This window comes from Janthinobacterium sp. (genome assembly GCF_009923995.1).
Taxonomy (GTDB): Bacteria; Pseudomonadota; Gammaproteobacteria; order Burkholderiales; family Burkholderiaceae_D; genus Janthinobacterium.
This window is the reverse complement of the sequence record NZ_RFSK01000004.1, coordinates 115731-140665: the sequence shown is the minus strand read 5'-3', so window position 1 is coordinate 140665 and position 24935 is coordinate 115731. Positions and strand designations below refer to the sequence as shown.

The 24935-nt window shown below is 64.2% G+C and carries 29 protein-coding genes; 12 read left to right on the top strand and 17 right to left on the bottom strand.

Annotated features, from left to right (window positions below; all coding sequences use genetic code 11):
- Nucleotides 1–26 precede the first annotated feature (26 nt).
- From EBS11_RS03520 to EBS11_RS03510, 3 genes are read left to right on the top strand one after another with little or no spacing between them, the layout of a single operon-like run.
- Nucleotides 27–662 (top strand): hypothetical protein, encoded by a 636-nt coding sequence (locus EBS11_RS03520; RefSeq protein WP_290600586.1) that lies wholly within the window; start codon nt 27–29, stop codon nt 660–662.
- A gap of 3 nt (nt 663–665) precedes the next feature.
- On the top strand, nt 666–1100 hold the full coding sequence (locus tag EBS11_RS03515; protein WP_290600584.1) for a DUF1801 domain-containing protein: 435 nt from the start codon (nt 666–668) through the stop codon (nt 1098–1100).
- A gap of 8 nt (nt 1101–1108) precedes the next feature.
- On the top strand, nt 1109–1660 hold the full coding sequence (locus EBS11_RS03510) for a hypothetical protein (protein WP_290600582.1): 552 nt from the start codon (nt 1109–1111) through the stop codon (nt 1658–1660).
- A gap of 258 nt (nt 1661–1918) precedes the next feature.
- Here EBS11_RS03510 and EBS11_RS03505 read toward each other — a convergent pair whose 3' ends face one another.
- Entirely contained in the window at nt 1919–2941 is a 1023-nt protein-coding gene (locus tag EBS11_RS03505; protein WP_290600580.1) for a DNA-binding protein, read from the bottom strand.
- 221 nt (nt 2942–3162) lie between these two features.
- On the opposite strand from EBS11_RS03505, the gene EBS11_RS03500 reads away from it, so the two are divergent.
- On the top strand, nt 3163–4182 hold the full coding sequence (locus tag EBS11_RS03500; protein ID WP_290600578.1) for a tyrosine-type recombinase/integrase: 1020 nt from the start codon (nt 3163–3165) through the stop codon (nt 4180–4182).
- Nucleotides 4183–4500: 318 nt separating this feature from the next.
- Complete coding sequence (locus EBS11_RS03495; protein WP_290600577.1) at nt 4501–5025, top strand: nuclear transport factor 2 family protein; 525 nt, start codon at nt 4501–4503, stop codon at nt 5023–5025.
- Between the two features lie 115 nt (nt 5026–5140).
- Here the strand turns inward: EBS11_RS03495 and EBS11_RS03490 are convergent, their stop codons facing one another.
- The 7 genes from EBS11_RS03490 to EBS11_RS03460 all read right to left on the bottom strand — a co-directional run bounded on the left by EBS11_RS03490 (nt 5141) and on the right by EBS11_RS03460 (nt 11372).
- A complete protein-coding gene (locus tag EBS11_RS03490; protein WP_290600576.1) occupies nt 5141–5533 on the bottom strand; it encodes a hypothetical protein in 393 nt (130 codons plus the stop codon).
- A 298-nt stretch (nt 5534–5831) separates the two neighbouring features.
- On the bottom strand, nt 5832–6602 hold the full coding sequence (locus EBS11_RS03485) for a hypothetical protein (protein ID WP_290600575.1): 771 nt from the start codon (nt 6600–6602) through the stop codon (nt 5832–5834).
- A gap of 1451 nt (nt 6603–8053) precedes the next feature.
- Nucleotides 8054–8551, bottom strand: a complete 498-nt coding sequence (gene lepB, locus EBS11_RS03480) for a signal peptidase I (protein WP_290600574.1) — start codon at nt 8549–8551, stop codon at nt 8054–8056.
- A 152-nt stretch (nt 8552–8703) separates the two neighbouring features.
- A complete protein-coding gene (locus EBS11_RS03475; protein WP_290600573.1) occupies nt 8704–9141 on the bottom strand; it encodes a GNAT family N-acetyltransferase in 438 nt (145 codons plus the stop codon).
- Nucleotides 9138–9596 carry a PaaI family thioesterase gene (locus EBS11_RS03470; RefSeq protein WP_290600572.1) on the bottom strand — a complete coding sequence of 153 codons (459 nt, stop codon included), beginning with the start codon at nt 9594–9596 and terminating at the stop codon, nt 9138–9140. Before EBS11_RS03470 ends, EBS11_RS03475 begins: the two co-directional genes overlap by 4 nt.
- 33 nt (nt 9597–9629) lie before the next feature.
- Nucleotides 9630–10121 carry a MarR family transcriptional regulator gene (locus tag EBS11_RS03465; RefSeq protein ID WP_290600571.1) on the bottom strand — a complete coding sequence of 164 codons (492 nt, stop codon included), beginning with the start codon at nt 10119–10121 and terminating at the stop codon, nt 9630–9632.
- A 45-nt stretch (nt 10122–10166) separates the two neighbouring features.
- Nucleotides 10167–11372, bottom strand: coding sequence for a citrate synthase (locus EBS11_RS03460; RefSeq protein ID WP_290600570.1), 1206 nt, complete (start codon nt 11370–11372; stop codon nt 10167–10169).
- A gap of 119 nt (nt 11373–11491) precedes the next feature.
- On the opposite strand from EBS11_RS03460, the gene EBS11_RS03455 reads away from it, so the two are divergent.
- Together EBS11_RS03455 and EBS11_RS03450 are read left to right on the top strand one after the other, a co-directional pair.
- The gene (locus tag EBS11_RS03455) at nt 11492–12064 is read left to right on the top strand and encodes a GNAT family protein (protein WP_290600569.1); all 573 of its coding nucleotides are present in this window, start codon (nt 11492–11494) and stop codon (nt 12062–12064) included.
- A complete protein-coding gene (locus EBS11_RS03450; RefSeq protein ID WP_290600568.1) occupies nt 12054–13106 on the top strand; it encodes an FAD-binding oxidoreductase in 1053 nt (350 codons plus the stop codon). Before EBS11_RS03455 ends, EBS11_RS03450 begins: the two co-directional genes overlap by 11 nt.
- An 18-nt stretch (nt 13107–13124) precedes the next feature.
- Here the strand turns inward: EBS11_RS03450 and EBS11_RS03445 are convergent, their stop codons facing one another.
- From EBS11_RS03445 to EBS11_RS03435, 3 genes are all read right to left on the bottom strand, one after another.
- Nucleotides 13125–13598, bottom strand: a complete 474-nt coding sequence (locus EBS11_RS03445; RefSeq protein ID WP_290600566.1) for a hypothetical protein — start codon at nt 13596–13598, stop codon at nt 13125–13127.
- Nucleotides 13599–13604: 6 nt separating this feature from the next.
- Nucleotides 13605–13844, bottom strand: a complete 240-nt coding sequence (locus EBS11_RS03440) for a DUF6434 domain-containing protein (protein ID WP_290600564.1) — start codon at nt 13842–13844, stop codon at nt 13605–13607.
- Between the two features lie 262 nt (nt 13845–14106).
- Complete coding sequence (locus tag EBS11_RS03435; RefSeq protein WP_290600563.1) at nt 14107–14988, bottom strand: LysR family transcriptional regulator; 882 nt, start codon at nt 14986–14988, stop codon at nt 14107–14109.
- Between the two features lie 97 nt (nt 14989–15085).
- Here EBS11_RS03435 and EBS11_RS03430 point away from each other — a divergent pair, with 97 nt between their 5' ends.
- The gene (locus EBS11_RS03430; protein WP_290600561.1) at nt 15086–15670 is read left to right on the top strand and encodes a GNAT family N-acetyltransferase; all 585 of its coding nucleotides are present in this window, start codon (nt 15086–15088) and stop codon (nt 15668–15670) included.
- Between the two features lie 128 nt (nt 15671–15798).
- Complete coding sequence (locus tag EBS11_RS03425; protein WP_290600649.1) at nt 15799–17277, top strand: MFS transporter; 1479 nt, start codon at nt 15799–15801, stop codon at nt 17275–17277.
- A 110-nt stretch (nt 17278–17387) separates the two neighbouring features.
- Here the strand turns inward: EBS11_RS03425 and EBS11_RS03420 are convergent, their stop codons facing one another.
- The 3 genes from EBS11_RS03420 to EBS11_RS03410 form a co-directional block, all read right to left on the bottom strand.
- Complete coding sequence (locus EBS11_RS03420) at nt 17388–18197, bottom strand: alpha/beta hydrolase family protein (protein WP_290600560.1); 810 nt, start codon at nt 18195–18197, stop codon at nt 17388–17390.
- 103 nt (nt 18198–18300) lie between these two features.
- The gene (locus tag EBS11_RS03415; RefSeq protein WP_290600558.1) at nt 18301–19053 is read right to left on the bottom strand and encodes a LytTR family DNA-binding domain-containing protein; all 753 of its coding nucleotides are present in this window, start codon (nt 19051–19053) and stop codon (nt 18301–18303) included.
- Nucleotides 19050–20210: a histidine kinase gene (locus tag EBS11_RS03410; RefSeq protein WP_290600557.1), complete on the bottom strand. Its 1161-nt coding sequence runs from the start codon at nt 20208–20210 to the stop codon at nt 19050–19052. Before EBS11_RS03410 ends, EBS11_RS03415 begins: the two co-directional genes overlap by 4 nt.
- A 144-nt stretch (nt 20211–20354) precedes the next feature.
- Between EBS11_RS03410 and EBS11_RS03405 the strand changes: the two genes are divergently transcribed.
- On the top strand, nt 20355–21371 hold the full coding sequence (locus EBS11_RS03405; protein WP_290600556.1) for a formylglycine-generating enzyme family protein: 1017 nt from the start codon (nt 20355–20357) through the stop codon (nt 21369–21371).
- A gap of 27 nt (nt 21372–21398) precedes the next feature.
- Here the strand turns inward: EBS11_RS03405 and EBS11_RS03400 are convergent, their stop codons facing one another.
- From EBS11_RS03400 to EBS11_RS03390, 3 genes are read right to left on the bottom strand one after another with little or no spacing between them, the layout of a single operon-like run.
- Nucleotides 21399–21782: a cupredoxin domain-containing protein gene (locus EBS11_RS03400; RefSeq protein WP_290600555.1), complete on the bottom strand. Its 384-nt coding sequence runs from the start codon at nt 21780–21782 to the stop codon at nt 21399–21401.
- Nucleotides 21783–21785: 3 nt separating this feature from the next.
- Nucleotides 21786–22679: a metallophosphoesterase gene (locus tag EBS11_RS03395; protein ID WP_290600647.1), complete on the bottom strand. Its 894-nt coding sequence runs from the start codon at nt 22677–22679 to the stop codon at nt 21786–21788.
- Between the two features lie 57 nt (nt 22680–22736).
- Entirely contained in the window at nt 22737–23132 is a 396-nt protein-coding gene (locus tag EBS11_RS03390) for a c-type cytochrome (protein WP_290600553.1), read from the bottom strand.
- Between the two features lie 278 nt (nt 23133–23410).
- Here EBS11_RS03390 and EBS11_RS03385 point away from each other — a divergent pair, with 278 nt between their 5' ends.
- Nucleotides 23411–23923: a sigma-70 family RNA polymerase sigma factor gene (locus tag EBS11_RS03385; protein ID WP_290600551.1), complete on the top strand. Its 513-nt coding sequence runs from the start codon at nt 23411–23413 to the stop codon at nt 23921–23923.
- Nucleotide 23924: 1 nt separating this feature from the next.
- A complete protein-coding gene (locus EBS11_RS03380; protein ID WP_290600549.1) occupies nt 23925–24734 on the top strand; it encodes an anti-sigma factor in 810 nt (269 codons plus the stop codon).
- The last annotated feature ends 201 nt before the right edge of the window (nt 24735–24935 follow it).

Genomic DNA, 24935 nt, shown 5'->3' with positions numbered 1-24935 from the left:
GCTGACCCCATGAAGGATGTTGCCCCATGACACACCGCCCCTTGCTTGCCATTCCCCTGCTCCTTGTCGCGCTGGGCGCCCACGCCCAGGACCGCGCTGCCGACCCTTTGGCGCCGCTGGCCCGGTGCATCCAGCGGGGCCAGTTCCAGGCCCGGACGCAGGACCGCCTGCCGGCCGGCGCGACGACGCGCACCGTCGATCTGGCGGCGGGGGAGCGGCAGGTATCGACGGCCGATGGCTACCGGCTGATGCTGTTTCGCAGCAGCAGCTTGCCCATCGCGAACGTGAAGATCGAGCGCAGCGCCGCTGGCAGCTTTGCCGCCGACCGCGCCACCATCGTCGCGCAGATGGAGGAAATGAGCGCCAAGGCCAGGCTGCCGCAACAGCGGCCGCTGGAAACGGACACGCGCGATGACGTGGAAGTGCTAGGATTGAATCACGCCAGCATCGCGCACTCGCCGGGCGTCATCGGCATGTATACACTGCTGCATGCCGCCAGCGGCACGGTGGCCACCGCCTACCTGCTGAACCAGCCTGCCGATCCCCGCGACTTCGCGACGGATGCCCAGTACGAGGCGCTGCGGAGCGAGTTCATCGACTCGCTTGCTGCCTGCATGGCCGCACCGGGGCGGCAAGGCGAGGGCGCAGTCAAGGAGAGCTAAAGCATGAAAAAAGCAGAAGCGGGCTTGCCGCCCGATGAAGGGGGGCAGGACGCCGTGCCTGCCGCCAGCCAGATCGACGCGAAGATCGCCTCGCTGGCGGACTGGCGGGGGACGACCCTGGCCGCCGTGCGCGCCCTGATCCACCAGGCGGACCCGGACGTGGTCGAGGAAGTCAAATGGCGCGGCGTGCCCGTGTGGTCGCACGCAGGCATCATCTGCACGGGCGAGACCTACAAGCAGGCCGTCAAGCTCACCTTCGCCAAAGGCGCCTCCTTGCCCGATCCGGCCGGCCTGTTCAACGCCAGCCTGGACGGCAACACGCGCCGCGCCATCGACCTGCACGAAGGGGCACGGCTCGACGCCGCGGCATTCAAGGCCCTGATCCGCGCCGCCGTGGCGCTGAATACGGCGCCAAAGCCGAAGCGGTCCGCCCCGTGAGGCAGTATTTGTACATCTGGCACGAGCCGGCCGAGCGCATGCTGGTCGCTTCCGGCCTGGAATTCAGGGATGTCATTCCGGCCCTGGCCGGGTCCGGCGGCATCGTCCTGCGCAGGGGCGGCGCGGGAACGGCCAGGCAAGCTGCCGCCTGGCAGGCCCTGGCGTCGCAGCAATTGCCTGCCCTGGCCCGCGAGGACATGCACGCCTGGGGCAGCCATGCCTGGGCCGACTGGCAGGCGGATTGCCACGGCCGGCGGCCGGCCTGCCTGGATGGGGACGTGGCCGCGATGCTCGACCACCAGGGCGCACGCGCGCCGCTGCCGGCCCTGCGCGGCCGCTTCCTCGCCTTTGCCCACGACGACGGCTGGTACTTGAAACTGCTGTATGCGGCGTGGGACGACGCGGCCCGGCTGCTCGCCGGCGCCATTCCGCCAGCGCTGGGCACGCTGGACATGGATGCCCTGGAACAGGGGAGCGACGGCTACTGGCTGCAGGATGGCACACTTCAGGTGGAACTGAAAACCCACGATATCGACAGCGTGCTGAACCGCCGCCTGTAGCGCGCCGATGGCGCGCCGGCCAGGGCGCGCCCCTGCGCCAGCGCCCGCCATGGGCTTGGCGGCACCAGCCTGGCCACGCTGGGGTGATGGGAAACGTGACACTTCCGGTGGCACCGGGCATTCACTGCTTTTTGTACGCGCGCTGCGTGCCGGCGGGCAGCGGGCCGTGCGCTGAACGCTGCCGCATCGCGGCGTTGCCAGGGCGGCGCCGTCACGCGTCGCGTGGCGGGCATCGCCGATATCGCGTTCCTTGCCGGCTCAGGCGCCGCGCTGTTCCTGCCTGTCCATGAGCAGGGCCAGGCGTGCTGCCATGCCCGCATGTTCGCGCAGCAAGCCGTCGCGCTCCTGCGCCAATGTTTCCATTTTTTGCTGCGACGCCTGCGCATTTTCCGCCAGCAAGTCGAGCTGTTTGTCCTGCGCGGCCAGCGCCACGCGCGCATCGTTGAGCGCCTGCAAGGCCGTATCCAGCTTGGCCAGCAGGGCGTCGGCGGAGGCGGCCGCCTGCAGGTACTGGAATTCGAACTGGTCGCGCTCGGGGCGCACGGTGGCCAGGGCGTCGCGGTCGGCGGCCGCCTCCGTGGACAGGCGCGTCTGCTCCGCCTGCAGCTGGGCCAGGCGCATGTCCTGCTGCACCAGGGTCGCCTGCTGACCCTGCAGGCGCTGCTGCATCTGGGCGTTATCCTGCTCCAGCCCGCTGATCCGCTGCTGCGCCTGGGCCCGTTCCTCGCTGCGCTGGGCGGCCGCCGCTTCCTGGTAATGGTCGAACTGCGAGCGCACCTGCGCCAGCTGGCGGTTCAGGGCGGCGATTTCCTCGCTCCGGTCGGCCAGGCGCTGCGTCAGGCCCGCGTTGTCGCTGTGCAAGGTAGCCAGGGTGACGGCGCGGAAATGGTGTTCTTCCTTCAGCTGCGCCAGCGCGTGCTGCGTGGCGCGCAATTCCTGGGTGAGGGCGGCGCGCGCCTCCGTCAATTTCAGCCGTTCGGCTTCCGTCTTCTTCAATTGCGCCAAGGCCGCGTCGCGTTCCGCGCGGTGCTGCTGCATGCCCGTTTCCAGCTGCTGCGCCACGTCGCGCTGCTGCTTGTCATAGACGCCGCGCATCGCCTCCATCAGTTCAGCCGGCAAGCCCGCCTCCGTTTTCACGGCGCCCGCGCCCTGGAACTCTTCCTTCCAGCGCTTGAGCAGGGGCGCGATGGTGCTCTTGCTGCCCGTGCTGCCCAGCGCTTCGCGCACGCTGTCGACCGTGGGATTGCGCCCATCGGCAGCGACGATTTGGGCTGCTTTCATAACATCAGAGTACAGAATGCCGGTGCGGGCCATGAAATCACCTATGAACGAAATTTAGTAACGTATTACATGATACGTAATATCGCATAATATTACGATATAAATTTTCATGATTATTGAGATATATAAGGTGCGATAAGATCGCTTATCGCGTGTTATGGGGGTGGTTTGCATGGTATTCTGCGTATTTCCCGGTACACCAGCCCGATTTCAGCCATTCCATGCCCGATTTGCCCCTTTCCAAACGCGGCGCCGCCGTGCCGAAAAATGCCGCCATGGCCGTGGCTCCGTTACACGGCGCCCTGATCGATGCCGAGCTGGCCGCGCGCCACCAGGCGTTTCTCGCTGCCGCCACGTCGGACAACACGCGCCGCACCTACCGTTCCTCCATCCGCCACTTCCAGGCGTGGGGCGGGGCGCTGCCCGCCGACGAGTCCGCCGTCATCCGCTACCTGCTAGCGTACGCGGACAGCCTGAACGCCCGCACCCTGGCACTGCGCCTGACGGCCCTGTCGCAGTGGCATGTGTACCAGGGCTTTACCGACCCCGCATCCACGCCCACCGTGCGCAAGACGCTGGCCGGCATCGCGCGCCTGCATGGCAAGCCGAAAAAGAAGGCCAAGGCCCTGCCGCTGGAAGACCTGGAAACCATCGTGGCGAAATTGCACGCGCTGGGCACGACGAAAGCCTTGCGCGACAGCGCCTTGCTGCAGCTGGGCTTTTTTGGCGGTTTCCGGCGCAGCGAACTGGCAGGATTGACGGTGGAAGACGTGCGCTGGGAAAAACAGGGCCTGGTGATCACCTTGCCCCGCTCGAAAACGGACCAGCTGGGGGAGGGCATCGTCAAGGCGATTCCCTTCGGCGACGGCGTGTGCTGCCCAGCCACGGCCCTGCGCGCCTGGCTGGACGCGGCGCACATCCGCACGGGGCCGCTATTGCGCACCGTTAATCAATGGGGCCATGTGAGCATGAAAGCGCTGCATGCGAGCAGCATCAACACCATCCTGGCAAGCTGCGCCCGGCTGGCGGGGCTCGATTACGTGCCGGAATTATCGAGCCACAGCCTGCGCCGCGGCATGGCCACCAGCGCGCACCGGGCCGGCGCCGATTTCCAGGCCATCAAGCGCCAGGGCGGCTGGCGCCACGATGGCACCGTGCATGGCTATATCGAGGAGGCGGGGCGTTTCGAGGAAAATGCGGCGGGCAGCTTGTTGAAGGCGAAGAGCAAGCCGGTGAGGTGAGGCGGCCGCCTGCACCGTGCTGGCATCGCTACGGCGGCGAAAGGGATGGCCAGGCCGATGCTTGCACCATGGCGTTGCATGTCCGCTTAGGCCCCGAAGCGGTCGCTAGTATGCGGCGTAAGCTCGCTGTAGAGTACCTGGATTAGATGGCAGGTACAGCGACTCTACGCTAAAAAACTCTGGATGCAACTCATACCCCAATTAATGCAGTCCGTCGCATTTTTCATCAATCATGCCAAATTTTCCATAAAATTAGTCTGAGCAAATAATGGCGAATAGCCGTGGAAACGTTTCATCCATTTCTAAAAGGACCAACTTATGTGGAAATTTGTATCCGTGCGCCCTTTCCTTGTTCTGGTGTCGGTCGCCGCTCTCGCCGCTTGCTCCACCTCGAATGAAACGACGCATCCGCAATCCTTTTCAAAAGCACCGGAGCAGTTAAAAAAACAAATAGAACACATGGACGAAGCTTTGTTCAGTGCTTTCAATACTTGTGATATAGCTACCTTTACAAATTACCTGACTCCAGATGTCGAGTTCTACCATGATGAAGGTGGCCTCATGCTGTCGGCAGCTTCTCAGGCGGAAGGCTTGAAAATGCGCTGCGCCGAGCAATCGAAGAACGGTGAATTGCGGCGAGAATTGGTAAGGGCTAGTCTTGAAGTCTATCCGATTAAAAACTATGGGGCCGTTGAAATCGGTACGCATAATTTTTATAGAACGCTACCGGGTAAGCCGGAGAAATTGACCACGGTGGCGAAATTCATGCATATTTGGCAGCAGGATGGCAAGCAATGGCGTGTCTCGCGCATCATCAGCTACGCGCATTCGGCAACGGACTAACAACGTGCTCAAGAGACTGGCAGAACCAGACTCTTTCAGAATGCATGCTTCTCGCCGGCTGCTGTCGTTGGCAGACTCCGCCCCAAAGCCGCCGTTGGCGCTAAGCTGCTTATGCTCAGGCCTGCTGACCAAGCGCCCTACGTGACTCAGCACGCCAGGCAACGCCAATTGTCGACATCACGAATACCAAGAACAGCGCTTGTGCAACAAATGATGCGATGTCAATGCCGTATGTCAATCCGACCCAGGAGTTGATGGCGACATCGCACACGATAATCGCGGCTGAGAGGCTCAGGCCGAGTTTGGGCTTAAGCATCAGTAAAATGACAGCGAACGCGTCGACGAATGTCAATCCAGTCCAAAAAAAGCACACGAACACAGGCAAGCCGCCGTAATCCCAATCCAGGCCATGGACGGCAACCGTCCTCGCATGATTATAGAAAGCACCGGCTAAACAAATGGCGTAGATAAGGCGTATCAAAAACGACTGGTGTCGCAATGGCTTCAAATTATTTCCTCATTTTTTCGTGCCGGGCCGCTTCCGGCCGATATCAGTTAAGTAACCCCCAATAAATTCTTGTGATTTCTGACTTCCATAACCGGCGCTCTGCTGTGTTGCCAACTGCTCGCAGTGCTCGCACTGCGTCGCACTTGGCGCCTTGCATAGCATCCGGTTCTGTTCGTCATAACTTCACAATAATTTCCTGACGATTACTTAGCGCTCCTGAACTTAAATATCGCTGCGGGTTGTTCGACCTGAGCGTCAGGATTGCGGAAGTTTTCGTACGACATTGGCCACGCCAGTCTCAATTTTTCACCGTATCGGCCGCGGTGGCGTCATTCGGCATCGCGAACTCAAATTCCACGAGCGTGTCATCCGGCCAGCTTTGATCATGCAGCGGTGGTGCATAACGCGCGCGGTCCTTTGCATCCAGACGCTCTGCCGGAAGCCTTTCGCGGCGCGAACCCGACACCAGCGTCGCACCCGTTATGGGGGCGTCAGACGAATAAAAAACCCGGCTTCTTGATGTATGACAAACTCCGCCTAGAGGGACTAGATAGGCCAGCTTGATCAACGAGGCGTCAAATTTGTCGACGGCCCATCGCACCTCGCATTCCAGGCGCAGATCACCCAGGCGCCTTGTTCCGACAGGGATGCCAGCGGTATGGATGTCAGGCCGCCAACGGAATAATCCCTTTTTGGTGCTGAGCCGGAGATCGGCATCATCTTTTGCTGCCGACTCGTCGCGGGGGACCGAGAAAGTCAGGTCGGCTGCAATCGGAACCTCGATGTTCACTGTATCCCCGACGATGCGAAGTTTGAGATCGGATGCCGTCAGCCGAGGCTGTTGCGGGCGTAAAATAAATTTCAGCTGGGCTTGCGGCGCCAGAGAATGGTAGTGGTCGAACGCATCTATACCATCGAGCATTTTCCGGTACGGTTTCCAGTCCGGATCTCTGCTACCCGCCACAGTCACTTGTTGCGTTGGTACGGGAGGGGGCTGTTCCGTGTCGGATTGCGCCATGACGGAACTGGATACGGACAACAGCAGGATGAGCGGGAGAGTAATATGCATAAAGAGGCAATTATTTTTGTTAGGGGAGGACTCGATTGAGGCAAGGTCCGCTTCTGGCCGTCTTCAGCCTGCCAGCTTCCCGTCTTGCCAGTATTCGTATATTGCCCCCGATGTGTTGACAAAGAAAACAACTCGGTCATCCAGTATTTCTAGCTCCATGTCGGACGGGGCGACACCTCCGACAGAAACCACTTCGCAACTTGAATCCATTGGAAGTCGAAACTCGACAGCCCAAGGCTCAATCACAAGTATAAGCTCGGTCCCAGATGTGTTTTTAAACTTAATTGAATCGCAGGTCGCCATATTCTTTACACCTAAATCTTCCTGTCAATCGCTATTCGAATGTGGTCCGCTAATGGCCGGTTGCCGTCGTTGCCAGGTTCCGCCCCATTGCGGACGTTCACCAGGGTATTCATCCAACCAACCTTTCGCCACATTATTGCCATAAAGTCACTTTCTGCTTTGGATCAGTCTAAATGAACCATGCCGTCCCAACCTGGGGGTGGCGCTGTCCCGGGCCATCGTGAATCGACCTTGGGCTCGTTCGCACACAGGGAGTTCATAACGAATTTACCGCTTGGCACTGCGCGACAGTCCCATCTCATATCGCCTCGATGAGAAATTTCGTCCCATGCCACGCCTGTATCGCTCGGCAAGGGGAGGCGTAAGTTTTCTTCGCCTGGGAATGTGTACTGCGGGGCTTTATTCACATCAGCGGCCCACGGTGCAACATTGGCAAAAGGGACAGGCGCCGCTTCGGGTTGAGAGGCGGAGCATCCGTAGAGCGCACTGGTCACTATGACGGCTAATAGGGTCCCACAATACTGATTCATCGTAATGACGTCCTGTTGTTGAATTCTTGCCCGATCCGGGAGATGCCGCTTTGGGCTGGCTGCAGCCTGATGCGACTGGAAACTTGCAACACTAACAATACCTAACAATACCTAACAAAACCATAGCGAGCGGAAGGGAGAGGTGGCTAAGAAGCGCAACCGTACGAAGGTACGGTGAGCATCGCAGGCCGCCTGTCCCGACGCGCAGCAGGTTTTGACAGGGGTTTTAAGTAACTGATTTTTTGCGTGGAGAAGGCATCAGCATGAGCTCTTCTCCGCGCTGTTGTTCCAGCCGAAGCGGAAACTGCCCGGCAAGCGCGCGGCACTTTACAGCGCCAGGCATGTTAGGCCGCCAGGGAATGACTGCTTCTTGCCGATTGCCTTAAAAAACATAGCTACCTTGACGTTAAGATAGAAATCCTGCCAACCTGGACTGGCCAGTAGCGCCGCTATTGAACGAACAGCGACTGATTGGAGGTCTGCCTCCTCCTGAAAATGTTGCCGTTCGACTTTTTCAACACGATAGACCGTTTTCTGTCGTTGGTGCGTGCCGCCCCACAGCAGAAGTTGGCATGCCACGCAATTAAATTATTGCTTACATAGCCGTGGAATATATTCTTAAACCTCGGCTGGAAGGATTAATTTTCCGGCAATTTCATTCATTTCAAATGGGCCGAAATAACGACTATCTTTGCTGATATCCCGACAGTCACCCAAGACAAACACAAAACCAGTGGGTATGACCGTTGGCCCATAATTTAATGAATATTCAGTCTGCGCAGTATCCTTGTTTAGATAGAATTCAAATACGCTTTCGGAGTTTATGTATAACCCCGCATCGATCAACTCTACCTTGTCCCCTGCAATTCCCACCACTCTGGAAGGAATCAGATCTTTACCGAATTTACTGCTTCGCATCACGACGACTTCACCACGAGCTACAATCTTTTCCTCTTGAAGCGGCAGAAACCGGATCAATTGCCCCGACTTCAAGGTTGGGGACATATTGTTTCCTAAAATTCTGAAACTTTCATAACCTTGGCGGCTAGCCATGATTTTACTGATCCAGCTCTCCAGCTTGGGAAAAACAAAATGGCCATAGATTTTACGTATCATATAATTTCTTAAAATCAAACTCTATAATTGCAAAAGAATTTTCAAAACATTAGTTGCATCGAATATCTGCCCTTGGCCGATAGCGGAAGGCCAGAACGGCTCAGTGTATGGCATTGTTACTCTTTTGAAAAGCGAAAGACGGGAAAATGATTTTACGAGGCGTTCCAGGGGAATGCTTTGATGAAATGAATACGCTCCCTGGCCGGGTCGCCGAAGTGCTCCACCAGCCGGATACGGTATCCATTGCGGATCAGCAAGCGCAGCATGGCGGGATAGCGGTTCATCGATTTGACGGTGATGGCGGGGAAACCGTGCTCATCGGCCCACGCTTCCTGGGCTTCCAGCAGGCGCTGCGCCAGGCCCGTCTTGCGCTGCGCGGGCAACACGCCGCCGAGCCAGCTGTATAAAGAACCATCGGCGGCGGCATACCCCAGCTTGCAGCCCACGGGCTGGCCATCCGCTTCCGCGATGAGCACCAGCGCGCCGGCGGGCAGCCGCTCCCGCAGCTGCGCCAGGCTGCGCCGCTGGTCGAATTCGGGGATGGCTTGCAGCACCTGCCAGGCTTGCGCGATGCTGCCGATGCGTATCATGCGGCCGCTTTTTCCCGCTCGGACGGGCGGATGATCATGCAGGTGGCCGTCGCGTGCGCGTACACTTTGCCGGCTTCGTCGCGGATCGTGCCTTCGGAAATGACCAGGTTGCGGCCTGCATTGATGACCTTGCCTTCGGCGTAGACCGTCACGTTGAAGGGCAGGGGACGGCACATCTTGATGTTCAGGTCCGTCGTGCCGTAGCTTTCGCCGGCCGGCAAGACCGTGTGCGTGGCGCAGCCCGTGACCGTGTCGAGCACGGTGGCGGCGAAACCGCCGTGCACGCCGCCCATGGGATTGGTGTGGTTTTCATTCGCCGTGGCCGTGAAGATGACACGGCCGTGCTCGACCGTCTGCGCATCCATGGGCATGGTTTTTGAAATGCCGGGCCGGGGAAACAGGCCTTGCGCGAAAGCTTGCATCAGTTGCAAGCCGGTCATGTCGTTGGGGTGCATGGATAACTCCTGTGGTGGTGATGTGGGGATGGGTCAGACGTCCTGCGCAAAACGCAGGCGCGAGGCGTGCAGCAGGAAGCGGGCGACGATGGCCAGCTCTTCCTCGCTGAAACCGGCTTTCAACTGCTCGTTGAGGCTGTCGAGCAGGGGCAGGGCGGCGGCCAGCACCTCGGCGCCCCTGGGCGACATGTGCAGGGTGCCGGCGCGCGCATCTTTCGCGGACTGGCCGCGCACGATCAAGCCGTTTTCTTCCATGCGCGCCACGAGGCCCGTGACGGCGGAATTTTTCAGCTGCAATTGCCGTCCCAGATCCTTCAGCTGGCAGCCTTCCTCGCCCTTCAGGGCAAACAGGGCGACGACTTGCGTGCCGGAAAAGCCCAGTTCGCTGCTAAACACGGCATCGGCCGAGCGGAACAGGTTCTGGCGCGCCAGGCTGAGCAGGTTGAACAGGCGCGGCGAACGCTCGCCCAGCGGGCAGGCCGCTGCCGTGTCGGGATGGTCTGGGGAGGGTGAATTGATACGCATGCGGAGTATACTACTACGTATGCGTAATAAATCAAGCGTGGTGTGCTAGTCCCGCTGGTGGCGCCCGATATAGCGGGCGCGTGGCCGTATCAGCGCCGCGCTGGCCGCCTGCTCTGCGGCATGGGCGATCCAGCCTGCCGAGCGGGCCAGGGCAAATACGCTCATGCCCGCGCCCTCGGGCCAGCCGAAGGCCAGCTCCATGGCCGCCAGCGCCAGATCGGCATTCGGTTTTATTTCGAGCAAGTCACTCGCCGTGGCGCATGCGGCCAGGATGGCGTCCAGCTGCGGGTAGCCGGGCGCCATCGCCGACAGGATGGCCAGCAGATGCGCGGCGCGCGGGTCGCCGTGCGGATACAGCGGGTGGCCAAAGCCGGCGCATGCCGGCGCGGTGGCCGTGTAAAAGTTGCCGATGGCATCCCTGGCGTCTGAGGCGGCCAGCGCCGCGCTCAGCATGCGCCGGGCCGCGGCGCTGCCGCCGCCGTGTTTATGGCCGGACAGGGCCGCCAGTCCGGCGCCCAATGCGGCAGGCAGGCTGGCGCCCGTCGAGGCGACGCAGCGCACGGCGAACGTCGAGGCATTCAATTCATGGTCGGCCAGCAGCACCAGCGCGGCGCGCAGCAGCTCGGCCTGGGCCGGGTCGGCTTGCCACGCCTGGGCCAGCTGCCGGTGCAGGGGCAAGACGGACGGTGCCGTTCGCAGCAGGGCGGCGGCCAGCACGCGCATCAGCGTGGGGCCGCAGCGCAGCATGTCCGCCGGCGCGTGCATGGGCATGGACATGCACTGGGGCAGCAGCGGCAGGACGAGCATGGCGCGCGCGAGGGGCGGCGCATCTGGTGCGCAAGCCAGGATGGACTGCAGCCGGCCTTGCGGCAGCGCAAACTGGTCGTGCTGGAAATAGTCGGCGGCGCCATCGTCCCACAGCAGGCCGGCGGCCGCTTCCAGCGTCGCATGCGCGGCCAGTTGCGCCGCATCGCAGCCCCGGTACAGCAACCGGCCATCGAAAATGTGGGAAATCTGCGTTTCCAGCACGGGCAAGCCCCAGTGCATGGCGGCCGTGGCCGCCTGGCCGCCCCGCTTCGCGTCATTTTTCCGCGCTGCCAGGCGCAGCACGTCCTCGCGCGGGTAGCGCTTGCGGCGCGATGCGCCATTGCTGGCGGAGGCCAGCAAGCCCCGGCTGACATAGGAATACAGGGTCGGCAGGCTGACGCCCAGCAGGCGCGCCGCGTCGAGGGCAGAGAGGTCGTTGTGCATGGCGCCATTGTAGCGTTTGCCTCCGTTTGTCCCTCTTCATATGGATTGTCCGAATCAAGATTGACGGACCCGGCCGCACCTCACTAGACTCATGCTTTCTTTACAGGCTGAGCCCGTACATGAGCCACTTGACGATACGTACCCTGCGCCCCGACGACGCCAGCCAGCTATTGACCTTCGAGCAAGCCAACCGCGCCTGGTTCGAACGCCATATCGACCCGCGCCCCGATGATTTCTACAGCCCGGCAGGCATCGCCGCGCACATCGGGCAATTCCTGCAGCAGCATGCGCTGGGCCGCCTGCATCCCTGCGTGCTGCTTGACGAACACGGCGTGCTGCTCGGGCGCGCCAACCTGAAGGATATCGATGTGGCCACAGGCACGGCCGAAGTCGGCTACCGCATCGGGCAGCGGCAGGCGGGCAAGGGCCTCGCCACGGCCGCGCTGCGCCATCTGATCGCCCTGGCGCACGATGCATGGCGGCTGGAACGCCTGTGCGCCTACGCCATCGACGGCAACGGGGCCTCCATCCGCGTGCTGGAGCGCTGCGGCTTCGTGCTGGAAGCGCCCGTACCGCAGCTTGCCATGGTGGCAGGCAAGGCTGTCGATGGCCATGCCTATGCGCTGGACGTGCGCGCGGCTGGCCTGGCGCCGTTTCCCGCGAACGACAGGGTTTCTTCCCATGACGAGTGAGCAGCCCCGCCACATCATCGTCATCGGCGCCGGCATCGTCGGCGCGTCGCTCGCCTATCACCTGGCCGCCAGGGGCGCGCGCGTCTCCGTGGTCGAGGCGGGCGATATCGCGTCCGGCGTGACGGCCACGTCTTTCGCCTGGATTAACACCTCCTGCGCAGGGCCGGACCCGATTGCAGCCCTGCGCGGCGGCGCCATCGCCGCCTACCGGCGGCTGGAAGCGCAGGTGCCCGGCTTGCACGTGCGCTGGCATGGCGCCTTGTCGTATGGCACGCAGGACGGGCGCACGTCGCCGCAGTCCCGGCTGATTGACCGGACGCGCATCGCGCAGCTGGAACCGCAGCTGCGGCAAGCGCCGCAACAGGCCGTCCACGAGCCGGAGCAGGGCGCCCTCGACGCCGTTGCCGCCACGCACGCCTTGCTGGCGGCGGCCCGGGCGCTGGGCGCGACCGTGCTCACGCGCACGCCCGTGCAGGAATTTGCCGTTTCGGGGACGCGGGTGACGGGCGTGGAAACGGCCGCCGGCGTCATCGCGGCGGACGTGGTCGTGCTGGCAGCGGGCACGGGCACGGCCAGCCTGGCCGCGCAGCTGGGCGCCAGCCTGCCCATCCACGCCTCGCCCGCCATCTTCCTGCGCTACCAGGCGCCGCCCGGCCTCGTGCGCGGCATCATTTCCAGCCATGCGATGGAAGTGCGGCAAGCCGAAGACGGGACCCTGCTGGCGGCGGAAGACTATGTGGACGATGCGCCGGACCATCAGCCCGCCGCCATGGCGCGGCGCACGGCCAGCGCCATCCGGGCGGAACTGGAGGGCGCCGAGGCCATCGCGCCGGACTTCGCCGCCATCGGCCTGCGCCCCATGCCCGTTGACGGCGTGCCCGTCATCGGCTTTTTGCCGCAGGTGGAAGGCGTGTATGCGTGCGTCATGCATCCGGGCGTCGTGCTGGCAGCCATCGTGGGCCAGCTGGCCAGCGGGGAAATCGTCGACGGCCAGCCGGCATCAGCCCTGCAGGCGTGCCGGCCCGCGCGTTTCCTCGCGTAAAAGCGCTCCGGCGGGGAGTCAGGCGGGGGATGCCTGCGGCACGGGGAAGACAAACACGGGCAGGATGAACGGCGCTGCCTCCTGCCCATCGGCGTCCTCCGACGGGTCTTGCATGAAATGCGCGTTGCGCCAGTCCCCGTTGACCACGCGCTCGGCGATCAGGGACACGTCCTGCGTTGCACGCACCTCGCGGCGAAACGGCAGCCGCCCGTGCGAGCGCGATACCAGACTGAAGCGCAACTGGCGGCATTGCGCATCGTGCCAGCAATAGAACAGCATCGCCTCGCCAGCGAGCGCGCTGCTGCGTGCCGCGATCACCTGGCCGATGAATTCGACGATATCCGCCGCCGCTACGTGCGGCGTTTCCTCGTCCGTGGGCGAAAAGCGCCACATATTGCTCATGGCTTCGTGATTGATGTCGTCAGGATCGATCACCACGGCATCGTCCTTGGCCATGGCGAGCCAGCTGGCGACGACGGCAGAGTGCATCATGGGCATCTACGCATTCCTCTCTGCGTACCCGTGCGTGGACATGCCACGCCGACGCATCCATTCATCCGCGACATCGCCCATGGTCTTGGCAGCGCCATCGCGTGTCCAGGCCATGAAATCCCGGTCGAACTTGAATTGCGGCCCGCACTGGGCAAGCAGGAAGCGCCTGACGTTCTGCGTGTTTTTATAGTGGGCGTCAACACTGGTTTTCCGGGTGATGACGCCGCCATGCCAATTGAAGTCCATGCCGTATTCCTTCTCGCTGTCATATCGATGTCGCCGTGCCGTGCAGGCTGAATGCCGGCAGCGGCGCCAGGCATTAATAATAGTTGTTCACCATGTGGGGAAGAAAAATAACGCATGGGCGGTTTGTCTTCACTTTTTTCAGGGGCAATATCGACCGGTAACCTTAACATCAATAAACATTTTGCAAGATGCCGTTGCCATGCCATCAACATGCCCGCGCCGGCTTTCCTTCATGTCATTACCCGTAGGGCCGCGGCACGCCTCACCCCCGCGGCCCGTCCGCCAGCAGTTCCGCCAGCCGGGTCGTCAGCCACAAGCTCGTCTCGCTGAGCTTCTTGCCATGAATCGACAGCCGCCGCACGGGCAGCCTGGATAAGGCCAGGGCGGGGCAGGGCACTTCCTGCAGATAGCCCTTGTAATTGTCGTAATTGGCGATGTTCAGGGGCAGGATGGCCCAGCCCAGCTCGTCGGCGACCATTTCCGCGATGCTGTAGAAACTGTCGGAAAACCAGACGGCGGGGCTGAAGGCGTGTTCGCGGTTCAGTTCGGAATCCATGATCAGCTGGCGGTAGCGGGTCAGCTCGTTGCGGCTCACTTCCTGGCCGTGCGCCATCGGGTGCCCCTTGGCGACGAACACGCCTTGCGCCACACTGCCGATGTGCTGCTGTTCCAGCACGGGCGAGATGGGCCCGCGGTCGAAGTGGAAGGCCACGTCGGCCTGCTGCTGCTCCACGTATTGCGCCACCTCGGACGCCGTGGCGTTGAGCATGACCAGTTCCAGCGCCGGGTAGCGCGCCGCCAGTTCCTTCACCAGGGTACTGATGGCCAGGTAGGGCAGGGCTTCGTCCAGCGCCAGGGTCAGCTGCGCCTCGGGCGCGGCGCTCAGGAGCTGGGCGCGCAGTTGCAGGCGCTCGGCCTGGCGCAGCAGTTCGCATGCTTCCAGGTGCATCGCCTTGCCCGCTTCCGTCAGCACGGCGCTGCGGCGCGAGCGGTCGAACAGTTCCACGCCGAATTCCGCTTCCAGCAGGCCGATCGAGGTGCTGACCACCGATTGCGCGCGGCCCAGCCGGCGCGCCGCGCCCGAGAAAGAACCGGCCGCGACGGCCGCCTCGAAGTAGCGCATTTGTTCCAAAGTCCATTGCATGGCATCCACCTATCTGTTTTACAGATGGATTTTAACTTGAATGCCATTCAGGGGCGACATAAAATGCATTTACATTTTCAACAACACGAGATCCGCCATGAAAAACGCTCAAGTCCCTACCCCTGCCATCAGCTTCAGCTGGTGTCACGACGCCACCGCCGAAGATGCGCTGTGCAAGCTCTATCTTGACAACGTCAGCGCCGACTACATTTCCCATTCGGAGCTGCAGGGCGAACGCGCCGATGCGCCCGGCAACTGGCGCGCGGACTTGCCGGAAGTCATACGTGGCGAAATCCGCGCCGCCCTGTCGCATGACTGGGAGCATGGCGATTCGACCCTGCTGGCCGTGGCCACGGCGGGCGAGGCCATCGTCGGCATGGCCCTGGTGTCCATCGACACGCGCCAGCGCGCCTCGAAATCGTTTGCCGCGCTGGACGACCTGGTCCTGCTGCCGTCCGTGCGGGGCAGCGGCATCGGCAGCCTGCTGGTGGAGTGGATCGCCGGCGAATTGCGCAGCCACGGCATCGCCCGGCTGTTCCTCGAATGCGGCGCGCACAACCTGACGGCGCAGGCCTTCTTCCAGGGGCGCGGCTTCAAGCAGGTGTCCGTCGTCATGCTGCGCGAACTCGACGTGCCGGCGGTGACGTCCGCCGTGGATGACCAGGATGGCGACCGTGGCTGACGCCCGCCGCCCCCGCCCAGCCCAGGCCCGTGGCAGCCTGGAACGCAAATATTTGCGCAGCACCAAGTTCATCCATACCGATAGTTGTTAAAAGTTACACTACAATCCATGAGTTGTTTATGCATCCAATGAAAAAATGGCTGACGCTGGCCATCGTCTCCAGCGCCCTGTTCCTGATCGTGGTCGACATGACCGTGCTCTACACCGCCTTGCCCGCGCTGACGCGCGACCTGCAAGCGTCCGCTTCCGAAAAACTGTGGATCATCAACGTCTACGCGCTGGTCGTCTCCGGCCTGCTGCCCGGCCTGGGCACCCTCGGTGACCGCCTGGGCCACAAACCCGTCTTCCTCGCCGGCCTGGCCGTGTTCGGCATCGCCTCGCTGTGCGCCGCGTTTTCGCCCGCGCCGGAATGGCTGATCTTTGCCCGCGTGCTGCTGGCCATCGGCGCCGCCCTGATGATGCCGGCCACCCTGTCCATCATCCGCCTGACCTTTACGGACAACCGCGAGCGCTCGTTCGCCATCGGCGTGTGGGCCGCCATCGCCTCGGGCGGCGCCGCCTTCGGTCCCGTGCTCGGTGGTTTCCTGATGGAACACTACTGGTGGGGTTCCGTCTTCCTGATCAACGTGCCCATCGTCGTGCTGACCCTGGTGCTGGCCACCGTCATCCTGCCGAAACGGGCCGGCAACCGCGACAAGCCGTGGGATTTGAAGGGCTCGCTGCAAATCATGATGGGCCTGCTTGGCGGCGTGTATGCCATCAAGGAGCTGGGCAAGTCGCAGCCTTCGTATGCGCTGGCCGCCGCCTCGTTCGCCGTGGGCGCCGTCTTCATGCTGGCCTTCGTGCGCCGCCAGAAGCGCCAGGCCAGGCCGCTGATCGACTTCGCCCTGTTCCGCGAACTGCCGTTTTCCAGCGCCGTGGCCGCCGCCATGGTGGCCTCCGCCGCCCTGATCGGCATGGAACTGGCGCTGAGCCAGCACATGCAGCTGGTGCGTGAATTGTCGCCGCTGGAAGCGGGCCTGCTGCTGCTGCCGCTGCCGCTGGCGTCCGTGTTTGCGGGTCCGCTGACGGGTTTCATGCTGCCGCGGGCCGACAAGGCCAAGGTCCTGTGGGGTTCCTTGCTGCTGTCGGGCATCGGCATGGCGTCTTATCTGCTGCTGCACAACGCCACCGTCCCGGCGCAGGTAGCCAGCCTGGTGATCCTGGGCCTGGGCCTGGGCGCCGTCATGACGGCCGCCTCCAGCGCCGTGATGCTCAACGTGGCGCCGCAACAGGCCGGCATGGCCGCCTCGATCGAGGAAGTGTCGTACGAACTGGGCGCCGTGATCGGCGTGACGGTGCTGGGCACCATCCTGTCGGCCGTCTACAGCGCCACCCTGGTGATCCCGGAAAGCGCGGGCGTGTTGCCGAACGTGCATGACACCCTGGACGCGGCCCTGCTGGCCGCCGAGCAGCTGCCGGCCGAACTGGGCCTGCAAGTGTCGGAACTGGCCCGTTCGGCCTTCGACAAGGCATTTATTGTCGTGCTGGCAACGGCTTCCGCCATCCTGATGACCGCCGCCGGCGCCATCCGCTACCTGCACCTGCGCGCACGCCGCGCCGCGTGATGCACGGGCTTCGCGCCCCCTCATGCCGCACGACGACCGGCCCGCCGCACACACGGCGGGCCGGTCGCGTTTACAGCCCGGCTCCACATCAGGCATGGCTGGCCCGGGAATCATTCTCCCAAAGCAACTTTCTCGGCCGCCGGCGGCAGTACCTGCCGGATCGCGGCCACGACGACGTCCGGCGACGTCAGGGCCATCTGGTGGCTGGAATCGGCCGCCATGTTGACGGCCTGCGGATACAGCGCCTTGACGGCGTCGCGGCTGGCCTGGTCCATCCTGAACGCGCCGAAGTCCACGGCGATCGCCGTGCTGGAAACGGGCCGGTTTTCCAGGCGCACCACGGGCGTGCCGGCGTCCGGCAAGTCCAGCACCATCTCGCCCGTCGCGTCGATGTGCTCGATTTCGCGCCACACCGTGCGGGAAAAGGCCAGCCGGCCGGCGATGCGCGTGAGCCACGGAAACTCCTGCACGGGCCTGACCATGCGCGGATACAGGGCGTCGACCAGCACCAGCGCCTTGACCTCCCGCGGATAGGCGCGCGCATACAGCTGCAGGTACAGGCCGCCCAGCGAATGGCCGACCAGCACGTAGGGCGGCGCTAGGCCCTTGAAGCGCAGCGCGGCGCGCAGCTCCTCGACGATGGTGCGCCCGTCGCGCGGCGTGGCGGCCGCCTCACTGTGGCCATAGCCGGGCCGGTTGTAGGCGAACACGCTCGCCTGCTGCGCCAGCCGCGCCGGCACCGTGCCCCATTTCTCGATGGTGGCGCGCGAGCCGTTCTCGAACACCACCACGTCGCGCGAGGTGGCGTGGCGCAGGGTCAGCGACTCCAGCTGGCGCCCGCCGATGCTGTCGATGGCGGGGACGGGCAGGGCCGGCGCGGCGGTGGCCGCGCACAGGGAAAGCAGGAAGGGGATGAGCATGGATGTCTCCGGCAGGGAAAACCCCAGCATCGCCGACGGCCAGGCCCGCCGCACGGCACTTGCGACGCATCGACAGCCGGCGCGACGGATGGCAAGCCGGGCGCTACATGGCCCTGAACAGGTGCACGAAGGCGCGGCTCACGGGCAGCTCGTCCGCGTGGCCGCGCATGCGCAGGAACAAGCGGCTCGCTTCGTCGCGGCGCGTGCCGTCCAGCCAGGCCAGGTTGACCACGGTGGAGCGGTGCACCTGCCAGAATTGTTCCGGATCAAGCTGGGCGGCCAGCTCGATGATGGGCGTGCGGATCAGGAATTCGCCCTCCACGCTGGCCACCACCGTGTACTTGTCGTCCGCATGGAAAAAGCGCACCTGGGCCACGTCGAGGTGGTGCGCGCGCTCGCCCCGGGAGGCCAGGATGTAGCGCAGCCGGGGGCGGGCAGGGCCGGGCGCGGGGGCCAGCTGCTGCAAGGCCTGCGCCATGGCCGCGCTGGCGGGCGGCTGGGGCGGCACGGAGTGCAGGCGCACCACGGTGCGGGCCAGCCGCTCTGCCGTGACCGGCTTGAGCAGGTAGTCGAGGGCCGCGTGCTCGAACGCCTGCAGGGCAAATGCGTCGTAGGCCGTGACGAAGACCACGCGCGTCGCGCCCTCGATGCCTTGCGCCACCTCCAGCCCCGTCAGGCCCGGCATCTGGATGTCGAGGAAGGCGATATCGGGCTCCAGCTCGGCGATCCGGGCGGCGGCGTCGATGCCGTTGCGCGCCACGTGGACGACCTGCAAGTCCGGCCACAGGGCCAGCAGCTGGTCGCGCAGGTACAGCGCCAGGTGCGGCTCGTCGTCCGCGATCAGGGCGCGCATCATGCCGCCGCCGGCATGGCGGTGGCGCCGGCGCCAGGCTGGCAGGGCAGCTCCAGCACGGCTTCGGTGCCAGGCCCGCCCTCGCGCTCGCGCAGGCTCAGGCTGGCGTCGGCGCCGAACTGGGCCTGCAGGCGCGAGCGCAGGTTGGCCAGCGCCATGCCGCTGCCCGGGCGCGCCGGCTTGCCGGATGCGGCCAGGCCCGCGCCGTCGTCCAGCACGCGCACTTCCAGGCGTCCCGCGCGCACCACGGCCCGCACGACGATGCTGCCACCGTCCAGGGTGGGCGCCAGTCCGTGCTCGATGGCGTTTTCCACCAGCGGCTGCAGCATCAGCGCGGGCATGCGGGCCAGGCGCGCCTGCGCGCAGGCGTCGATGCGGAAGCGCAGCCGCTCTTCCATGCGTATTTGCAGCAAGGAAAGATACTGCTGCGCCATGTCGAGTTCCGCGTCCACGCTGCTGTCGCCCTGGCGCAGCTGCGCCAGGCTGGCGCGCAGGTAGCCGGAAAACGTTTCCAGCATGCGCTTGGCGCGGGGCGGGTCGTAGTCCATCAGGCTCTGGATGTTGGCCAGGGTGTTGAACAGCAGGTGCGGCTCGATCTGCCCCTGCAGCAGGCGCAGGCGGGCATCCGTCACCTCGGTCTGCAGCTGCTGCTGACGCAGGCGCGCACGCCACCACGCCCAGTTGGCGGCCATGATGAAGAGGATGAAGACGGCAAACTTGGTCAGCGCGGCGGGCAGGGAGACGAACATGCCCCACAGCTTGAAGCCGACGAGGATGGGCACGATGGTAAAGCCGATCGTCATGCCCGCGATGATGGCGGCCAGGGCCAGCGCGCCCAGCGCCATGCCGGCGCGCACGTCGCGCACGTCCGACATGCGCTCGGCCAGCGGCGCGGGCAGCCAGCGCCCGGCCAGGCGCAGGGCGCCGAACAGGGTATGCACGATGCACAGGCAGATGCCGATGTTCGGCAGCAGCGAGGCCCACCACCAGCGCGGCCGGTCGACCCGCCCGAAGATGGCGACGATGGCCATCAGGCCCAGTGCCAGGGCGACGCCGATCAGCGAAATGAGCAGCAGGCGGGTCGGGAGGGGGACGGCATGCCGGGGGCGCAGCTCCCATAGCGAGCGCCAGCCCTGCGACAGGGTTGTTTTTTGCATCATGGGCGTAGTGTAGCGGCCCCTTGCCTGATTGACCAGAACATGGCTTGCCATTCGTCGGCCGTACTGTCGATTCGTCGCATGGGCAGGGCACGGGGCGGGACAGGCTGGCAATCTGGACCTCCACCCACCATGACCAGGAAGCCCATGAACCACCTGAAACACGGCCTGCTTTGCCTCGCCTGCGCGCTCCCGGGCAGCGTCCAGGCCGCACCGGCGGCCCCGCAGCCGCCCATCCTCCCACCCATGGCCAGCATTCCCGCCGGCACGTTCATCATGGGCAGCACGGAGCCGCCCATCGGCGACGGCAGCCACAATCCGGCCGAGGGACCGCCCCGCGCCGTGCGCGTGGCAGCCTTCCGCCTGGCGAAATACGAGACGACGGTGGCGCAGTTCCGGCAATTCGTCGCCGCCACCGGCTACCGGGCGGCTAGTGAATGCTGGGAATTCGAGCGCGGCGACGGCATGGCGCTCAAGCAAGCGGGCTGGGATGCGCCCGCGCACGCGCCGACGGACTACCACCCCGTCATGTGCGTCAGCTGGACCGATGCCCATGCCTACGTGCAATGGCTGGCGCAGCAGACGGGGCGCGCCTTCCGCCTGCCCAGCGAGGCGGAGTGGGAATACGCGGCGCGCGCGGGCACGACGACGAAATACCCGTCCGGCGATGCGCCAGATCAATTATGTACCTACGCCAACATGAAGGACCGGCGCTTCCAGGCCGCCGCCCGGCGCGACTTCGGCCTCGACATGCTCGTCACGGATTGCGACGATGGCGCCGAGTACACGGCCGTCGTCGGCATGTATGCGCCCAACGGCCATGGCTTGCACGACATGATGGGCAACGTGGCCGAGTGGGTGGCCGATTGCCAGCACCCCGATTACCGGGGCGCGCCCGCCGATGGCGCGGCCTGGAGCGAGGGCTGCGAGGCGAAAGGCGATTACTTCATCACGCGGGGCGGCAGCTATTCTGCCTCGCGCCAGGTGCTGCGCAGCGCTGCGCGCGGGCATGGCGGACGCGGCAACGCCAGCAGCCTGGGCGAAGGCTTCCGCATCGCCGAGGACGTGGGCAGCTGCACGGCCAGCGCCTGCGCCGACGGCGACGCCGCCTTCGTCGCGGCGCTGGCAGCGGCCCGGCAGGCGGCGCGCCGGCCGCGGGACTGACGGGCGGGCGGCGCCGCGCGCGCCGGCCTAGTCCGTGACGATGATCTTGCCGCTCATCTCTTCGTGGCCGCTGCCGCAGAAATTGTCGCACAGGAAGGGATATTCACCGGCCTGCGCGGGCGTCAGGCGCACTTGCGTGACCTGGCCCGGCTGCAGGTCCGCGCGGATTTTCATGTCCGGTATGAAAAAACCATGCATGAAATCGATGGCCGTGAAGGCCAGCACCACCGGCTCGCCTGTCTTCAGGGTGATCTCGTTGGGCGTGTAGACGAATTTCTTCGCCTCGATGGCGATAATTCTTTCATTTCCAGCAATATTTTTGAGGTCCCGGGCTTCGATGGCGGCCACCGCCAGCAGCGCACCGAAGCCGCACGCGCTGCGGATGCAGAACTGTCGTCTTGCGCGGTCCATGGTTCAGCTCCCGGCCACGGGAAATTCCGCGAGCTTGTAATCGTTACCCGCTTGCGCTTCCACTTCGCGCCAACCGAGTCCCTTGTTCGGCGCGGCCGGGTCCCATGGCAGGGGCGTGCGCTTTTCCTGCGAGCCGGGCGCGGGCAGGGGGAAAATCAGCGACTTGGCGGCGTGGTGGGCGATGTTCCCCGTCATGTGGTGGTGTTCCTGGTGGATATGGCCGTAGAACACCGTCACATTGCGGTACGGCGCCAGCAGCGCCACGGCCTGGTCGCCGTCGCGCGTGGCCCAGTCCCACTTGGGCACGAGGTCGAACAGGGGCCGGTGGGTGAAGACGACGATGCGCGCATCGCTTGCCTGCCGGTCCAGGTCGTTCTTGAGCCATGCAAGCTGGGCCTCGCCGATGCGCGCGCCGGGGTCGGACACGTTGTCGAGGGCGATGAAGTGCACGCCCTTGTGCTCGAAGGTGTAATTCGACGGGCCGAAGTTTTCCTGGAAGGCGGCGCCGTTGTCGAGCGAGGCGTCATGTTCGCCGGGTATGAAATGCACGGTCTTCACCGTCAGGCCGGCCGCGATGTCCTTGAATTCGGCCATGCGCTGGCGCCGTTCCTTCGGGTCGTCCGTCGTGTGCGTCAAGTCGCCCGTGAAGATGATGAAGTCGGGCTGCACGGCCAGCGCGTTGACGGTGGCGACGGCCTTCCTGAAGGTGTTGCGGGCATCGGGGTTGGCGGCGCCCGTGAAACCCCAGTGTACGTCGGACAGCTGGACGAAATAGAAATCCTCGTAGGGGGCGGCCGTCTTGCCGGCTGCCGCCGCCGGCGCATGTCCGTACAGCCCGGACATGAATACGGCGCCGCCGCCGATGGCGGTCAGTTTCATGAAACTTCTGCGGTCCATCATGATGACTCTCCTTTAAGTGCCTGGCATGGCTGGCAGGCGGTGGTACAACGCTCTCTATCTGGCGGCCTGCGCCGGGCTGGCCCGCGCGGATTCCTGCTGCAGGTAGGCGATCAGGTCGGCGCGGTCCTGCGCGGACGGCACCAGATAGCCCATTTTCTGGCCCGGGATCAGTTTTTCCGGCCCCGCCAGCCACTGGTCCAGCGTTTTTTCGTTCCACACGATGGCGGACGCCTTCACGGCGGGCGAGTAGGCATAGCCGGCGGCGCTGCCCGCCTTGCGGCCGAACACGCCCTTGTGCGCGGGACCGACGCCGTTGTAGTCGATCGAGTGGCAGGACATGCACATGGTTTTGTAGAGCACCTGGCCATGAGCGGCGTCGCCGGCGCTGGCGCCGCCGGCGGCCAGCAGCATGGCGGCGGCCAGGCCAGGGAGGAAACAGGGGTGGTTCATGTCGGCATCCTTTCGTTTTGCAGTTGCCTGGCACCGGCGCGATGCAGCCGGGGCCTGCAAGTGCTATAACTCCAAAGGCGCGGAAAATATTCCCGTTTGCGCCAGTTTTCCTGCCGGCGAGGGCGGCTGGCCGTGAAATACCGGCACGGCGCAAAAAAAGTGGCGGCGGCGGGAATAAACGGCGGGCAAGGCGAGTCTTAGCAAGAGAGACCGAGACGATAGACAGGCTGACGGGTGTTCATTTGAGTGACATCGATAAAACCAGGTACTTTGAAAAAATGGCCTTGCCTCACCTGGACGCCGCCTACAACCTGGCACGGTGGCTCACGCGCAATGACCAGGATGCCCAGGATCTGGTGCAGACGGCGTTCCTGCGGGCCTACCGCTTCATGGATGGCTACCATGGCGATGGCGCACGCGCCTGGCTGCTGACGATCGTGCGCAACACGTATTACACCTCCCTGCGCGACAACCGCGCGGAACAGGGCGACATCGGCTTTGACGAGGAGCTCCATGGCCAGGACGACGGGGCATGCGGCATGGCGCCGGCGGCGGGCGGCAACCCGGAAGACATCCTCGCCCGGGCCGACGTGAAGGACGCCGTCGATCACGCCCTGGAAGCGCTGCCGCGGCATTTCAGGGAAGTGCTGGTCCTGAAGGAGATGGACGACTGCTCGTACAAGGAGATTGCGGACATCGTCGGCATTCCGCTGGGCACCGTGATGTCGCGCCTGGCGCGCGGACGCAAGCTGCTGCTTGACTACCTGAAACAACATACCGATGAGAAATGAAATGGAGTGCAAGGAATCCCGCCGCAAGCTGTCCGCCCTGGCCGATGGCGAACTCGATGCCCAGGCGGCGGCGCAACTGCGCCAGCACCTGGACCGGTGTCCGGACTGCGCCAGGGCCAGCGCGCAGATGCAGGCCTTGCGCGCGGCCGTCGGCACGCATGGCACGCGGCATGCGGCGCCGGCCGCCCTGCGCCAGCGCCTGCAGGAGGCGTTGCGGGACGAGGCGAAAGGGATGAAACAGGAGGCGCAAGAGGAGAAAGAGGCGCGCCGAGGCCGGCATTGGGCGCAACTGCCGTGGGCGTGGATCAACTTCGGCGTGGCCAGCGCCAGCACGGCCGCCCTGGCCGTCACCCTGGCCCTGTACCTGTCCGCGCCTTCCGACACGGAGCGGCTGGAGCAGGAGATCGTCGCCAGCCATTTCCGTTCGCTGCTGCCCAACCACCTGGCCGACGTGGCATCGTCCGACCAGCACACCGTCAAGCCGTGGTTCAGCGGCAAGCTCGACTTTTCACCGCCCGTGGTGGACCTGGCGCAGGAAGGCTATCCCCTGGTAGGCGGGCGCCTCGACTATATCGGGCAGCGTCCCGTCGCCGCCCTCGCGTACCGCCGGCACCAGCACGTGCTGAACCTGTACGTCTGGCCAGACGCGGCAGAGGCGCCGCCCCGCGCCAGCACGCGGCAGGGCTATCACCTGATACGCTGGAGCCGCGCCGGCATGCATTATCAGCTGATATCGGACCTCAACGGGGCGGAACTGCAGGATTTCGAGCGCCGACTGACGGCGCGGATCGACAGGGATGCCATGCCATAGCCATGTAGGGGGCAAAGTGTGCATTACTGCTTGGCTTTGCCGGAAACAATGCATTGGCCGGATCAAAGCAAGTGCGTATTGCCCGCTCCATTCATCCATTCATATGGTGTCCATTTTACGTTATCAGGTTAGCTGTAATAGCTTAAACATACTCTGAAAATAGGGGAGGTACTGACAATCACAGAAACTTTAGTTTTTATC